Source organism: Bacillus basilensis, from assembly GCF_050630465.1.
GTDB classification, from domain to species: domain Bacteria; phylum Bacillota; class Bacilli; order Bacillales; family Bacillaceae_G; genus Bacillus_A; species Bacillus_A basilensis.
Genome location: NZ_JBNTQO010000017.1, coordinates 64,301 through 79,280, shown reverse-complemented (window position 1 = coordinate 79,280; position 14,980 = coordinate 64,301). Strand labels below are relative to the sequence as shown.

Annotated in this window: 18 protein-coding genes; 3 read left to right on the top strand and 15 right to left on the bottom strand. The window is 39.6% G+C overall.

The annotated features are described in order from the left end of the window. Positions 1 to 6: 6 nt before the first annotated feature. From ACQVV1_RS23965 to ACQVV1_RS23925, 9 genes are all read right to left on the bottom strand, one after another. Positions 7 to 417, bottom strand: a complete 411-nt coding sequence (locus ACQVV1_RS23965) for a hypothetical protein (protein WP_431169612.1) — start codon at positions 415 to 417, stop codon at positions 7 to 9. 59 nt (positions 418 to 476) lie between these two features. After that, on the bottom strand, positions 477 to 1,568 hold the full coding sequence (locus ACQVV1_RS23960; protein ID WP_431169611.1) for an SU10 major capsid protein: 1,092 nt from the start codon (positions 1,566 to 1,568) through the stop codon (positions 477 to 479). A 111-nt stretch (positions 1,569 to 1,679) separates the two neighbouring features. After that, positions 1,680 to 2,276, bottom strand: coding sequence for a hypothetical protein (locus ACQVV1_RS23955; protein WP_431169610.1), 597 nt, complete (start codon positions 2,274 to 2,276; stop codon positions 1,680 to 1,682). After that, on the bottom strand, positions 2,254 to 2,724 hold the full coding sequence (locus ACQVV1_RS23950) for a hypothetical protein (protein ID WP_431169609.1): 471 nt from the start codon (positions 2,722 to 2,724) through the stop codon (positions 2,254 to 2,256). Before ACQVV1_RS23950 ends, ACQVV1_RS23955 begins: the two co-directional genes overlap by 23 nt. Before the next feature lies 1 nt (position 2,725). Next, the gene (locus ACQVV1_RS23945) at positions 2,726 to 2,998 is read right to left on the bottom strand and encodes a helix-turn-helix domain-containing protein (RefSeq protein ID WP_431169608.1); all 273 of its coding nucleotides are present in this window, start codon (positions 2,996 to 2,998) and stop codon (positions 2,726 to 2,728) included. A 408-nt stretch (positions 2,999 to 3,406) separates the two neighbouring features. Beyond that, positions 3,407 to 3,625, bottom strand: coding sequence for a DUF4148 domain-containing protein (locus ACQVV1_RS23940; protein ID WP_431169607.1), 219 nt, complete (start codon positions 3,623 to 3,625; stop codon positions 3,407 to 3,409). Positions 3,626 to 3,713: 88 nt separating this feature from the next. Next, positions 3,714 to 4,703, bottom strand: coding sequence for a phage antirepressor KilAC domain-containing protein (locus ACQVV1_RS23935; protein WP_431169606.1), 990 nt, complete (start codon positions 4,701 to 4,703; stop codon positions 3,714 to 3,716). 35 nt (positions 4,704 to 4,738) lie between these two features. Further along, a complete protein-coding gene (locus ACQVV1_RS23930) occupies positions 4,739 to 5,044 on the bottom strand; it encodes a hypothetical protein (RefSeq protein ID WP_431169605.1) in 306 nt (101 codons plus the stop codon). 250 nt (positions 5,045 to 5,294) lie between these two features. After that, on the bottom strand, positions 5,295 to 5,867 hold the full coding sequence (locus ACQVV1_RS23925; protein ID WP_431169604.1) for a hypothetical protein: 573 nt from the start codon (positions 5,865 to 5,867) through the stop codon (positions 5,295 to 5,297). Positions 5,868 to 7,429: 1,562 nt separating this feature from the next. Here ACQVV1_RS23925 and ACQVV1_RS23920 point away from each other — a divergent pair. After that, positions 7,430 to 8,035 (top strand): recombinase family protein, encoded by a 606-nt coding sequence (locus ACQVV1_RS23920; protein ID WP_431169603.1) that lies wholly within the window; start codon positions 7,430 to 7,432, stop codon positions 8,033 to 8,035. A 515-nt stretch (positions 8,036 to 8,550) separates the two neighbouring features. On the opposite strand, the gene ACQVV1_RS23915 is transcribed toward ACQVV1_RS23920, so the two are convergent. Beyond that, positions 8,551 to 9,285, bottom strand: coding sequence for a dCTP deaminase domain-containing protein (locus ACQVV1_RS23915; protein ID WP_000927247.1), 735 nt, complete (start codon positions 9,283 to 9,285; stop codon positions 8,551 to 8,553). A 212-nt stretch (positions 9,286 to 9,497) separates the two neighbouring features. Between ACQVV1_RS23915 and ACQVV1_RS23910 the strand changes: the two genes are divergently transcribed. Next, on the top strand, positions 9,498 to 9,749 hold the full coding sequence (locus ACQVV1_RS23910) for a hypothetical protein (RefSeq protein ID WP_431169602.1): 252 nt from the start codon (positions 9,498 to 9,500) through the stop codon (positions 9,747 to 9,749). A gap of 164 nt (positions 9,750 to 9,913) precedes the next feature. Beyond that, positions 9,914 to 10,885, top strand: coding sequence for a DUF4062 domain-containing protein (locus ACQVV1_RS23905; protein ID WP_001170048.1), 972 nt, complete (start codon positions 9,914 to 9,916; stop codon positions 10,883 to 10,885). A gap of 217 nt (positions 10,886 to 11,102) precedes the next feature. Here ACQVV1_RS23905 and ACQVV1_RS23900 read toward each other — a convergent pair whose 3' ends face one another. The 5 genes from ACQVV1_RS23900 to dapF form a co-directional block, all read right to left on the bottom strand. Continuing rightward, positions 11,103 to 11,294 carry a hypothetical protein gene (locus tag ACQVV1_RS23900; protein WP_431169601.1) on the bottom strand — a complete coding sequence of 64 codons (192 nt, stop codon included), beginning with the start codon at positions 11,292 to 11,294 and terminating at the stop codon, positions 11,103 to 11,105. Positions 11,295 to 11,350: 56 nt separating this feature from the next. Beyond that, on the bottom strand, positions 11,351 to 11,620 hold the full coding sequence (locus tag ACQVV1_RS23895; RefSeq protein ID WP_431169600.1) for a hypothetical protein: 270 nt from the start codon (positions 11,618 to 11,620) through the stop codon (positions 11,351 to 11,353). An 801-nt stretch (positions 11,621 to 12,421) separates the two neighbouring features. Next, positions 12,422 to 13,459: a tyrosine-type recombinase/integrase gene (locus ACQVV1_RS23890; RefSeq protein ID WP_431169599.1), complete on the bottom strand. Its 1,038-nt coding sequence runs from the start codon at positions 13,457 to 13,459 to the stop codon at positions 12,422 to 12,424. A gap of 242 nt (positions 13,460 to 13,701) precedes the next feature. Beyond that, a complete protein-coding gene (locus ACQVV1_RS23885; RefSeq protein ID WP_000573830.1) occupies positions 13,702 to 14,055 on the bottom strand; it encodes a HesB/IscA family protein in 354 nt (117 codons plus the stop codon). A 41-nt stretch (positions 14,056 to 14,096) separates the two neighbouring features. After that, a complete protein-coding gene (gene dapF, locus ACQVV1_RS23880) occupies positions 14,097 to 14,963 on the bottom strand; it encodes a diaminopimelate epimerase (RefSeq protein ID WP_166704715.1) in 867 nt (288 codons plus the stop codon). Positions 14,964 to 14,980 lie beyond the last annotated feature (17 nt).

The window sequence follows — 14,980 nt, the reverse complement described above, 5'->3', positions numbered from 1 at the left end:
TGCTGACTAGACTAGCCAACCGACTTCACGACCAGTTAACTTAATTCCGTCATTCGCATTCTCGATAAGACTTAATACACTGTCTGGAATTAGTTCTTTTAATGGTTGTCCGATAGCGCTAGATACATTGTTCTCTTTAAACGTGAATGACCCGACGCCCGTTACACTAAAACTAGCGATTCCTTGTTGCTGCATCTTATTTGTATCGTTGAATACAATCGCTAGATATGCGCTAAACTCATACACCGCATTATCGGGTATCTCTACACCTTTGAATGTTTCATGTAACGTTCTATCAGCCGAGTTCATGAGACGGATCTTTTTTACCTCGTCACACTCGTGCCAATCTTCGTTACTAATCACGTAGGCGTCGATATGCTTGTTAGCTTCTTCGATTTTATCTGCGTAATTCCTCACGCTGTCACCGCCTTATATGAAAAACGACTAGAGCCGAAGCCCTAGCCGATATATTTCGATTAGAATTTTACTGAAAGACCTACAATTTTAGCGTGTGCCGCTTCTTGTAGCATTTCTAACGTGTATTCGCCGACTAACATACCTTTCATGTAGTCACCTTTTCGACCTAAGAACATGTGTGAGAACTCACGCCCTCTTAGTGGTCGGATAGATAAGCGGTTAGCGTCTACGATTAACACCTCACCCGCTGGTACGTTGCTGTTTAATAAGATTTCTGCCGCACCGAAGTCCGAGATATAATGGTCTACTACGTTTCCTCGCCCGTTGTCCATACGGTCTAAGCGAATTAACGCATTATCGAAGTTAGAGATAGCAACCTTTTGTGTAGCACCTACGATAATTTTGTAGTTACCGCTAACAGTAGAGCCGCTTTTCTCGAAGATAGCACGGAATGCCTCGACTAAATGCTCATCTGAAATTGCTGCGCCGTCGGCTTTGATAACGTTAGTTTGAATAAACGAACGAACACCACGCATCATACGTGTATTGCCTTTCTCGTAACGGATACCACTAATTACAGCCTTTTCTAATTGAAGTGCTAGCTCTAATTGTTTCTTTTGTTTCTCTTTCTCGTACTCGTTATCTACGCCGTGTTGAGCTACTGCCATTGCTGTACCTGTAAGCTCTACAGACTCGTCGAAGATTTGCGTAATGTTAGATACACGCTTACGTGGTTTGTAACGTGCGTCTCGTGCGTCTGCACCTTCTGCGCCTTCTACGAACATTACTTCGATAGTTGCACCAGCTTCTACTTTTTCTGCTACTGTTTCAGCATAGCCACGGATTACTGTTAACTTCTCGCCGTCAACCTTAACGACTAACATTAACTCTTCGCCATTACGAATAACTAGGCTAGGGCGGAATGCCTCTGCACTGTCTACCGTAATTTCTGTAGCGTCTTCTGCCGCTTCCTGTGCTGCAATACCTTCCTGTGCGAACATTTCATCTTCGAACCATACGTGTTCTACGTTCGTAACGGCTTCGCCGAATCCTAGTAGCTCTAACATAGGCGTTTGAAGTGGGTTTAATAATAACAGTTCGTCTGTTACGCTTTCCTGTTTACCGATTAAGTCGTTTGAATATACTACCATTTATAAATTCCTCCTTAGAATTAGAAAAAGCCGCCCGATTAAAGGCGACTTCTCTTCGTTTTGATTATGTTAATAGGCGATTAGCCTACAGGTATTGGTTACAGATACTGATTACTTCATGAATCTTGCGGGTAATTGTCGATACTTTAAGAGCTTATCCCAGTCGCTATCGTTTGGCGGTTTTGGAATATCTCCGAAGCTCGCTACGTTCTGCATAAGAGGACGTGCGCCTTTTCTGCTTCTAAAACGCTCGTTCATGAAGCCGACTGCCCACGCATTTTCACTCTCTAATCGTAGAATATCGGCTACTGCTTCGAAGTAATCTTTTAAGCCTTGCTCTGCCTTCTTACGCAGTGGCTCGACCTTATCTCTTCGTACAGTAGGTACTACATTCCTTTGCCAATCTGCGGCAAGGTCATCGATTGTAATCGTGCCTGCTAGATTAGTCATAGCGTAATCATTAGCCTTTGTGTACTCGCTCTCTGCGACTTTTAGAGCTGCTTTAGCTTTTTCGATATCTGCTAGCGCTGCCTTCTTCTTCGTATCGACTTTCTTTCCAGCGAATTCTTGGTTTAGAATCTCTTCGTATGCTTGTGTGGCTGCCGTTACATCGTCTTTCGCAGCTTGTACTTTCTCTCGGTATGTTTCGATAAACTTGTGTGCTTTATCGTTTTGTACCGTAAATTCATCGTATAGTTTCCATTCCATCTTTTATCGCTCCCTTCGTATTTGCTTCCGTACTTCCTTCTAGTAATCTAATACATTTTTGTAGCATTTCGATTAACTTTTTACGCCACTTCGGCATTTGTTTCTCATTCGGATCTTTTAATTCATAAATATCTATTAAAGCTGTTTGCACAACTTCGTCCTCGTGATACCGTCTTGTTTCGCTTGTCTCGTCCTCTGTTTTGTAATGCCCTGTAATATCGGATTCACTAATACAAGCCTTATACACTGCGTCTGTGCAAGTGTGAACGTCAAAGGCTGGTAATTCGTCGCAGTTGCTCCAAACAATCTCCCTTAACTTTCTAGCGAGTGGCTGGGCTTCTAACGGTGCTGCGATTTGAGTTACTAGAACGTTATCAACATACAAGAACGCATATAAAAACGATTTTCCTCGTAGCTTGTGTACATTTGTTACTAATATAGGTCGCATATTAATCGCCCTCCCTCGGTTTTAATCGTCTTTTTAGGTCTTCGCTTACAGCAGTCATGCTTCCATCGAACGCACTTATTAGGAAAAGATTATGAGAGCCGATTAGCTCCGTTAAAATCTCGGCTTTCTCTGATGGTAGCTTTTGTTCTCCCGATAAAAATCTCGAAACGCTCGCCTGCGTAGTTCCTAGTAGCTTCGCTAAATCTGATTGTTTGAGTTGAGCGAGCTGTAGAATTAATGCAAGTATCGAAGAATTATATGTTTGTTTGTTCACTTTTTCCGCCTCCTTATTTCATATGTTTTATTTCAAATAGATTAAAAAATATGCCGCTACGACGACAGTAGCGACACATATAGAAAACAACGTATCTAGCACTTTTTGGACAACCACTAGATTGCTTTACACCACGATGGATAAACCGAAGGGTCGTGTGTATTTTTAATAGGTGTTTCCGCACCTTTGTGTTAGTAATCGTTCCGTATTGATTGGGTTGCGGCTCCCGAACCAACGAAGGCTCGACGGGTAATGACAGACCCGCCGAATCCACGGAAAATGAGCAAGGAAAAGAAAAACTCTTCCTCACTTATATGTACTGCTGTGATGTCGTTTCGTGTATATCTCATACATTATTTTTATATTTTCTTTGATTTTTCTTTCGTTTCATTGTTAGCTAGCTGTATTTCAATAAAACGCAGGGGGGAATATGTCGATATCTTTTACACCTCCCGCTCCTTTCGGCTCACGATATACAGCGACCCAGCTCGGACGCTTTTCCGTACCTTTATTTACGACAAGACAATGCTCCCCGTATTTTTGACGCCCCTCTCTAATAACCTCGGATAGTTCTTGCCTTTTTTGTACTAACGACATAGTTTCGTTTGTATTGTTTGTATTTTTCATTTTTGTTATCTCCTTTGTGTTGGTTTGTATTTTCCGTTCCTTATCTCTTACGCACCTTTGAGGCTTTGTGCATAATGCACATTACCTTCTACGCAGATTTCTTGTTATTACGACTTTTGTAAAGATCTGCGATGAAGAGCGCACCTTCTAGTGTTACTTTCAGCGTTCTATATCCCGCCTCATACGTTACTACTTTGAAGTATTGCTCATGCCCCTTTTTATACATGTGAATTCCGTCCACCTTGTTTTTATAAAGTACGCCCTGTTGAATTAAGAATTTGTTTAGCGCATTAGCGGAAACACCGTCTACATACGATTTCCCTACGTTTGTTAGCGTTAAAAGCCCCGCCTGTTTTGTTACAAGGTCGAATTTTTCCGCCTTCACTTCGTACTTTGCCGCCTTTTCTTCGGCTTCTTTGGCTCTAGCGTCTTTGTATTCCGTATATGCTGCGATTGCTTGTGCTTGTTGAATCGGGTCTTTAGCACGGATAATATCTAAAAGTAGTAATCCGTCTTTGTCGATTTCTTGTGTACGCTGCTCATTTGTCGCATGTTCTTCGATATTTAATAGCTGGGTACGCACTTCTTTAGCTGTATCACTGTCCCTTAAAAGCATCCCGATTCTTAAAATAGCTCTCTTCGGGAATAGTAGTGCCTGTCTAGTTTTTTGAGATACGCCTACAACTTTGCCACCTTCACTATGAAGGTCACAACGATATGGGTCGAGCTGCGCACCTTTATACAGAACCATTCCGTCGGACGTTAACTCCCCTCTATATCTCGTATAAATTGTTTCTATAGTCTTTAATGGTACTTCGTAGTACTCTGCAATTTGCCTTGTAGTCGCCATTTCTAGGCGTGGCAGTAGTAACAACCCTTTGACTTTGCTTAATACCTCCACCTTCTCGATATACTTCTCACGCTGCGCCACGTTTGACGGGTCTGTTAGTACGTCCGCCTCGTGTGTTACTACTGTTACTTCATGCTGCGCTGGTTTTACCTCTTGTTTTACGTCTTGTTTCGGCATTAACTCTCCGAAATTTACCTCTATTACGATATCTTGTGCTTTAGTTCTCATTTTCCATTACCTCCGGTTAGTTGTTTTAGTTGGTTTTAATTAGTTTTATAGTCGTTAGCGACGTAATCCCAGTTATGTAAGGTTGCTCCGCCATTCCATTCGACTTCTATACGATCTTTTGTAGAATCTTTTTTATTTTTCTTCGCATGACTATGCAACTTCTCGCATTTTAGCGTTTCATTTTCTGTCTTTGCCTCACCTCCTTTAACCTCGTCTTTGTCCTCATGCTTCTTACGCCGACGTCTTCGCCGCCTATTACGCATTAGCTCCGCTTTCTGTTCTGCTGGCATATCGAGGTGTCTCGTTTCGTGCTTCGGTATTTCTATGTATCCTAGAAACATCGCCACGCCCTCCTTAGTAGTTTTATAGCCTTAGTCATACCTAGTGTGGTCTAGCGGCACTGTTCGTGTTTCTATTCTTATATCTCTTATCTTTCACGCAGTCTCCCTTCCCTTTCTTAATCTCTAAGTACTTACTGCGTTAACATTGTCTAGCAATTTATTGCGTGACAAACTCTTTCTCTTTTTAGCGTTTCTCTTTTTACAGTTTCTCTTTTTACAGTGCGGACAGATAACACTATCGTAAGTATGCTTAGACAGCACTATCGTTAATGGTGTTAGTACACACTGGCGTCGTTACTGGCTTCTCCCCCCTCTTCTTAATCTCGTAAACTTCCATATTTGGCTTAATCTTCTCGCCGTTCTTGTCTACTAAATATCCGTCGTCTGAAATACGTGGTGCATAGCTCGGAAAGTACAGCACTCTATTTTTCAGCCCTTCACGTCTACGCTCCCGTCTGATAAGTCCGTTTGCCTCTAAGATATCGGCTAGCCACTTTATTCGGCTTCTATCTATATTTAGGTGCGACATGATCTTTTCATATGATTGGAACGAAGCACCGTAAAAACTATCTAGCGGACTTTGCTTATAGATATAGGCATGTAGCGTAAAGTAGAAGGCTACTACATCCCGTATCTGCGGCACTTTCTTTCCCCTTGACTTATATAAGTCGTGTACCTCTCGTATGATTCGTGGGAAAACTTTTTGCATTACTTGTACGTTATACATATCAAAGCAACCGTTACCACCTTGTAATAGTTCCGCTTTATCGTTAGGGTATTGCTTTACCTGTTCGGCTACATTCTCGTTTTGTTCTGCTGTCATATTTGTTCTCTCCTTATTGTTTTATAGTGTGACTTAATCGCCCTTACAAAGAGATAGGCGCAAGCTTCCTCCGTTCTCGGTATACCTTTCTAAAAAATAATTACATCGCCCTATCTAACTAAGCTGCGTTTTATCTTCTCGCTTCTATAGGCGCACTAATCAGCTGTTACTGGTACGATATTTAAAGCATTTCTAAAAACATAGGCGCTCGCTGCCCCGTATTCGGGCGGACATCTGCATAATTAGTTATGTAATTTCCCCTTACATAATAGAAGAAACTAGCGAAGCCCTCTGCCTCCTGTACGCCCTCCTACCTAGTAATAGACGCACTGTAACACTATAAAACGGTTAGAATCGCTATTTGAGGCTGTCAGACCCATTGAGTTACAAAATTGAAATGCGAATTTCTGGCAGATTAACGTTTTGGAGAAGTAGGCGGGGGCTTGGGTCGTATCACTTCGTGAGGGAATCGCTAGAACTGAACTAAAACTATCTTTGTTTACTTCTTGAGGGATTACGTGAGGGCTGCGGAAAGGACTTCGTAAAGGGCAGGCGTCAAAGTAATAGTTCACCTTGAACCGTTACTATTTCCATTTATTAGTACCCGAGTTCAAATTTTATGTGCGCTAATCGTAAGAGGTTGTTGACGGGTATTTGACCCCGTCGTTGGGGGGGTGGTGGTTTTTAATTTGGATGTATTGGCTTGTCCTCGATGCGTTTTAACTTCGCTCATTCGAAGAGCTAAACGCTTTAAAACGAACGTTTCTTTTTCTTCTTTCGCTTTTATTCGCAGAAACAAAACGAATAACAATTCGATTCGAATTAATTTCAATAACTTTCAATGCGAAGAACTAAACGAAACACAATCAAAACAACTTCGAACTCTTTACGATTCAATTACAATTCACAAACGAAACAACAAACGAAATCAATCGCAACAAAGAACAAACAAAGATTCCCAATGATTCAATTCACAAACAAATCAAGAAACAAATTACAAAACAAAAAGAAAAATCATAAAGAGAAAAGCAATAACAAACTAATCGAGTAAACTTACGAAGATACATATAGTAGTAGGTAGTGTGCTGGTGGTGTGTAGCCTGCTGGTAGTGTGCTGGCTTATAGCTGCGTACAATGGTAGCCTGTGACGTTCCTAGCGCTTTGTCTATTAGCTTCTAATAATATCGCAACACAAACAGCAATAGACTAGAGAAGTATATAGTGGCTGTATGGTAAGGTATGGCGTGGTTATGTGTAGCGGCTAGGTATGTCGGGGTAATGCGTGTAGGTGTGTCGGTATAGGTAGCGGTGTATTAGGTATAGCGGTGTATTAGGTATAGCGGTGTATAAATGCGAAGATATATAGCGGGGTATCTTCATATAAAACGTGCTAGTGGGTAGTAGTCTAAAAAGGTACACCTTTATGTACATCGTGAAATACGTCCCATATCAGTCTATTAATTAACTAACATCAACCTTTATAAACGTACTAAAAAGAATTGACCTTTATAGACGATTAGTATATATTTAGGTTAACGATAAAAGGAAACGGGGTTTTCATTATGGCAATCAGCTTCGGTTACATTCGTGTATCAAGTAAGGAGCAGAACTTAGACAGACAATATAAGGCGCTAGAATCTCATGTAACGGACACAAAATACATATACAGCGATAAGGCTAGCGGTAAGGACTTCGAGCGTGAGGGCTTTCAGAATATGCTTAAAGCAATGCGTGAAGGTGATACGCTCTATATAAAATCTATCGACCGACTAGGCAGAAACAAAGCGCAGATAAAAGAATACCTCGAATACTTCAAGAAAGAAAAGATTCGTGTTAAAATTATCGACTTACCTACGACTATGGCAGACATACCAGCGGAACAAGACTGGGTTATTGATATGATTAATAATATTATTATCGAGGTTTATACATCTATCGCAGAACAAGAAAGAAGAACGATAAAGGAGCGCCAACGTGAAGGCATCGACGCAGCAGCAGCGAAGGGGAAACACCTCGGGCGTCCTGTTATGGCACTTCCCGAAAACTGGGATAACTTATACTGCGATTGGAAAGGCGGAAAGATAAAAGCAGTCGAGTTTATGGCGGCTGTTAATATGAAGAAAGCAACGTTCTATAAGAAGGTAAAAGAATACGAGGCGGCGCATTAATTGGCGGTGTCTTTTTTATGTTTAGGTACATAAAGACTAAACCCCGTGAGTTTCAAGACCCCCCTCCAGCCGAACGAACAGCAGGTGTATAGCCGCCATTCACAGCGCCTTACACACGCCAATCTGACGATATTTCCCCCGTGACATCGCTTATTTTGTAAATAATTGTAACTATCAAAGTTACACGTAAATTATCGTAAACACTACAGTCGCAAGGGATTCGCTATTTCACACTAAATTATCAGATAGTTTACATGTCGTAAATTGTCTTTACTTTACGCTTATAAAAAAAGGCTACGCATTCTCAGCGTAACCCTCCTATCAATTACCGACTATGCGGTACTACAATTCTATTAAATCATACCAATTTATAAGAGACTTCAATAAATCGCTCTGACTTCTTTGAGATTATGGGAGGAAAGGAAGATGGAAGGGCTTTCAAATATACCGAAAAAAATATCTTAAATGGAAAAATACTCCTTAAAAACCTTTCCCTATCCTAACTTTAGCTACTCTCACTTTAAGAACAAGCTTGCAAAATAAGTAGACAGTGTACTCCCTAAAATTGCTCCTAAAACTGCCCCTATTATAGCTATACTCAAAGGATACATAAAAGTTTCCTTAAACTTTTTTTTATCTTGTTCTTTTTTGATTATTCCTGCATTTTCTTCTTTATGAAACTCTTTATAACTGTCTGATTTTAACATTCTACCTGATATACCTTGTTCATTCCTATGCCATTGTTCTTGCAGAAATAAATCCTCTCCACTACTTAAGTTAAAAGTCTTGGCAATATCTGGTCGACTTGGTGTATTTTCTAATGTGTTTAAAGAAGAGGGAGTTTTTAAATAGTACAGCATAATAGAAACTAATGATTCCCCTACTATAATGCTTACAGGTTTATTTGTAGGATTATTGACAGCAATTAATGACAAACCAGCCCATCCAGGGTCTAGGGTAGTTGAGATATGCCCTAATCCTTTTGAAACAAGTGATACCCTAGGATGATATGTACCTCCTATCCACTTAGACACCCATATTGCTTCATTTGTGTAAATACAAACAGTGTCATTAGGAGGAATCTCTATAATATTATCCTTAACAGCAGAATTTTTATCTGACACCCTCCATGCCAGTTTGCTTGCAGTTAGGTTTATTGATCCCCCTTTAATATTATCCATATTCAAAGGATGAATCCTAATATTACCTTCAATTAATTCTCTCTTTATATCATTATTACTTAGTAGCAAGTTAGTCCCCCCGCATTTTTGATAATTCTATTAAAAGGCAATAATCACAATAGGAAGATTTTATCATATTTTGCGAGTTTTATCCATTCACGGATTTTAATTTAATTAACTAAGGAAATTAAGTTTTGTAAAATAAGCAATGTCCACAGGATGAATTGTGACCTTTCATATTTTCCCGAAACACACAGTCTTACGAGTAGGTATGTTAGGAAGTGCTTACACAACCGCTAAATATCGAAGAAAAGGCGAGTGCGGACGTTAAAACAATAGATATTAACGAAGAATTAACACTACAGGCTAACATGGATAAGGCATTATATCATGCGCTATATTACCAGCTAGTGTACAGTCGATTTGTGTACGATAGCCCAACGATAAACATACGTAATTGCATTGCTTGCATAATAGGGTTAGTTTCAGAGGAGAGGGACGTGCGTCAAGAGCGGTCGGCTGGTGATATGTAACGTAGTGTATAGCGGTGAGAATACGCTTATTTGTCCAGTTTTGTTAGTTATACAAATGCAATAGTATCAATCTCACTGGAAAATGGTTTTCTTTTTTGTTTCCTTTAAAAATGGTAAAATTGGGAATAGGCTAATAGAATAATTTAAAGAGGAGATCGAGGTCAATGCAGAAAAAGTTACAGGTTTTTATTTCATCAACGTTTACTGACTTACAGGAAGAAAGACAAGCAGCAGTACAAGCGGTATTAAATGCGGGTCATATTCCAGCAGGGATGGAGCTTTTCAAAGCAGCAGATACCTCCCAAAAAGAAACCATTAAAAAATGGATAGAAGAATCTGATGTTTATATGCTTGTTTTGGGTGGGAGATATGGGTCAATTGATCATGAAACAGGCTTAAGCTACACACATTGGGAATATGAATATGCTGGAAAACTGAAAAAACCTCGATTTGCAATTGTAATAAATGATGATGCGTTAAATGAAAAAGTAAGTAAATACGGTGCAAATGTTTTAGAAAGAGAAAACTACCCAAATTATGTAGAATTTAAAAAAGAAGTACTTAGCAAAATTTCAAAATTTTATTCAGACGTCAGAGATATTAAAATTGCTGTATTAGAGTCTCTAAAAGAGTACGAAAAAGATAAAAAACTAACTGGATGGGTTTCTGGATTAGAAATTAAAGATAATGCTAGTAGTCTTATGAAAGACAATTATAATTTAATGAAAGAAAATACAAAGTTACAAAAACAGGTGCAACAGTTGCAAATTAAGCTAGATAAAGAGAATGAGATAGACGGTATGTCATTTGAGGAAGTTAAGTCTTGCTTGGAACAGAAGATACTTCGTCCTGATAAACATGGGGTAACTGCTGAAAATATGAAGGGTAAAAGATTCAGCGTTTATGAATTATTTACACTAACAAGTAATTTCTTTGCATCAGGCATAACCAATAAAGCTGGAAATGATGAAGTTGAAATATTTCTATATCACAGAGTTGCCCCTGTACTTATGCAGTTTAGTCTAGTAGAAAAGATAAAGTTAGCAGGAGTTGAATACCAGCGGATTCAAACTAGCAAGGTTGGCTTGAAGTTTCTAAGATTAGTAACTTTGGAAAAGAGTAAGCAAACTGTCTAATATAATCGGAAGTAGTAAATAAGTCTATTTTGTTAAAGCACCCAAATCGGGTGTTTTTTCGTCTAAATTATTAATTCCACTTTCCCTATCTCCCAATCGTAACTCCTCCTCCGATCTATCAGTGTATTGTCTCGTTATTTCAGCTTAAACTTAACGTCTGCTTTACTCCTTTCCTTTTCCGCAAAAAATCTCCAATAAACGTATTTCTTTGTCTCACTTATCGTGTATTCTTTCTGCGTTTCCTACGACGTTCTGTTACAATCGCTGCACCTATCGCAGTAGATATCAATAGGAATAATACGGCGATAATATCAACGATAATGCTATCAAACTTAGACGAGACACCAACAAATACCAGAGCTATTGTTAATACCGCTAACATGATTAAAGATACCTTATCTTCGCTCATACAAATTCCCCGCTTTCCGATATATCTTGTTTTTATTTTACCGTATATCGTAGCCTTTAGGATATCGCTCTCTTACTCTTCTGTTTAATGAATTCCTTCGCTAATTCTTCCATGACATCGTCGAGTGTTTCGTAAGCATCCCTGTTCATATCATTGTAATTTGCACCCACGCCCTCTTTACTAAGTAACTTAGCATTCTCTTCTAATATCGTATTAATATCATACTTCTCCTCGGTCAGTGGCGACATCTTCACTAGTACCGATGATAGCGAACAAATAACCGCTAGTTGCTGTTTTCGATTTAATTTCAATGTAATTTCTTTCATTTCGTACTCCTCCAATTATTAGATAAATAGTGCGTTTCCTTTATGATCTTACTCTTTCGTTTTATTTTCGCTTATCTCTATTTGCGCTTTCATTGCTATATTATCAGCCCTCTACCTCTTATAGCACCTGTGTTGTCCGCCGATATTCAGCTAACTTCCGCTAGTGGCATTCATACCGAATTTGTGCTATTGACAATCGGTGACGCATCGACTAGCAGAGGCGAGGAAGTTGTAGGAAGCTGGGCGCAGTTTGAACCCCTATTTCGCATAGATAAAAAAATAACGAAGCTTTTAAACTTCGTCATAATTTCGTAGTTTCTATGCGAATAAGAGGTAAGGCGTTAACAACTAGCGTCGGCTCGTTGTGTGAGGTTTTCAGTAACGCATTCCCCGTCCTTGTGCTTTCGCACATATCGACTTTCTACACTACAAAACGTCCCATAGTGCGTAAATCTTTCGATACACCCTGTCACCGTAGTAACAACGTATTTCCACCCTGACCTTTAACGGCAGTCACCGCCTAGACCTATACGACGCACTGGGAATGATATGCGTTGAATTGTATAGCGCTAGTGGTTGCGGCGGTCTAGCTACCCTTTTACGTTTTTATAGCGGTACGGCTTCCGCTTTTTGACTTACCGCAGCTGCCTAAAAAAGGCATCACTAAAGACAACTTGCACCCTTCGAATTTTTTCGATAGAATGAAGCTAGATGATATCGGACTGATACGGCTTGTCCTGTATTCAGTTTAGATGTGTGTATGTTTTGAGTCTCCAGTTGGCGCTGGGGACTTTCTTCTTTTTAGTAAACTCTTTTGGTAGCTCTCTGATAGAACTTTGTTATTGGCGAAAAATCGTCATGACTACGACGTATTTCTTCTGTATCCATTTGAATATATCTGCGCATTGTTCGCATATCAGCCCAGCCGCCCATTTTCTGTAATGTGAATGGATCACAGCCGTTTAAAATCATATTTTTAGCCCACGTATGACGATAAACATGCGCAGTTACCTTCTTATCTTTAATACCTGCCTTTTCTGCGTAATACTTTAAGCGCTTATTAAAATGATTCGCTCCTAGTAACTCACCGAAGCAAGAAAGGAATATGCGGTCTGTTTTAAAATGCGCCCTATTCTCTTCGATAAGCTGTAGTAAGAGCTTCGCAACAAATGCCGATATTGGTACGTATCTAGGTTTGCGGTTTTTATTCCGTTCACCCGTCAACGTTATAAAGCGTGTTTTAAAATCAATCTCTTCCACTCGTAAATTAAGAGCCTCATTAATACGTAACCCGCTATCTAATAACAAATTAATAATTACAAAATCTCGGAAACCTACATAATCTCGTTGATTAGGTTGTGCTAAGACCGCTTTTACTTCATCCTCTGTTAAACAATTCGTAAGGTCTATGTCTTGACGCAACAATCTTACGTTGTCCATCGGATTGTACTCTATTAACTCTTCACGCTCTAAGTAATTCAACATTGAGCGGTAAGTACGCAGCCGTATATTAATTGTCGTTTCTTTTAACCCTCTTTCTTCTCGATTAGTAATAAACTTGTGACCATCGTAACGTATGGCATCGTACTGTAAATAGTTAATATAGTTACGGAAAATATCTGCTGTAAGTTCGTTAACATACTCTATATCGGAATAATTTTCTGCAAGCCAATCGGTAAAATAGCCCCACATCTTCATATAGTCTGTTAGCGTTCGTTCTCGCAAACCCTCTGCTTTTTTACCTGCTATCGCTATATCGAGAGCTTGCTGTAAGGTTATCTTAGGGTACGACTTGTGCGTAGTGCGCTCAGCTCGCTTCTTCTTACGTTTTAATGCCAATAAAAAAACCCCCTCAACGAATGAATTTTGTAATTCACCGTCAAGAAGGGTCGGTATTATTAATCCTTATAGATGCGCAGTGGGGTTACGTAGATACACTTAGTTACTTGTGTATGGTCGAATTTCGAACGTTATCTACCGCCCTCAATTCTCCATCCTCACCCTATACGCTTCATGTTTGCGAAAAGATTTCACGCTAATATCTCGATACTAAAAACGTTGATTTGACGCACTTTTTCGTACTAGCACTCTTCTGGCTTACCAGCATTCGTCGCTGTACGGAAAGATGATCCACATCCGCATGATGCGATTGCATTTGGATTATCGATTGTAAATCCGCCACCAAGCATAGATTGTTTATAATCAATTTTTACTCCTTTAACAATTGGAGCACTTTCTGTATCGATAACAAATTCAACACCGAAAAACTCAAGAACTGTGTCGTCTTCTTTTGGTTCTACTTCAAATCCTAATCCGTAAGAAAGGCCAGTACATCCGCCGCCGTGTACAGCAAGGCGCACGTACTTCTCTCCATCTTCAGCATCTTTTAACATATCTTTAATTTGAAAAGCTGCTTGTTCTGTTACTTCAATCATGAAATACACCATCCTTTCTGTTCTCATTCTATTATACATCTTTACGCTTCTATCTTGTACTCATACACTCCGCGGCAAATTACTTCTGCTGGTCCTTTCATTAACACATTGCCTTCTTCTGTCCATGCAATCATTAAATCGCCGCCAGCTAAATGAACTGTAATTTCCTTACCACGTTCCATCTTTCCATTTAAAATAGAGGCTACAACCGCAGCACACGCTCCTGTTCCGCAAGCTTGTGTTACACCAGATCCTCGTTCCCAAACACGGAAGTTCATCTCTTCTTCATTCAAAATCTCGATAAATTCAACATTTACTCGCTCTGGGAACATTTCATGTGTCTCAAGAACTGGTCCAAGCGTTGTAAGAGGTGCTTGTTCTACATCATCAACAAAAATAACTGCATGCGGATTCCCCATAGAAACAGCTGTAAATGCATAACGATGATTATTGTATAAGAAGTTTTCACGAATAAATGGCGTTTCACTTTCGCCAAGCATCGGTATTTCTGCACGTGTTAAACGCGGTGCTCCCATATCGATTTTCGCTAACGTAACTTTCCCTTCTTCTACCGTTACTTCCGCCGTTACAATACCAGCTAACGTTTCAATTGTGAAGACTGTATCTTCTACTAGTTTATGCTCATACGCATATTTCGCTACGCAGCGTAAACCGTTACCACAGCTCTTTCCTTCTGACCCATCATTATTAAACATGCGCATTTTCACCGGCGCTACGTCAGATGGACAAATTAAAATCATTCCATCTGCTCCAATACCAGTATTAATATTTGAAACCTTTTCCGCCACAAGAGCTAAATCTTCTTCAGGAATTTGTTCTTCAAACATATTTACATATATATAACTATTGCCAAGACCATGCATTTTTGTAAAAGAAAATTGGCTCATTTGCATTCACTCCAAAA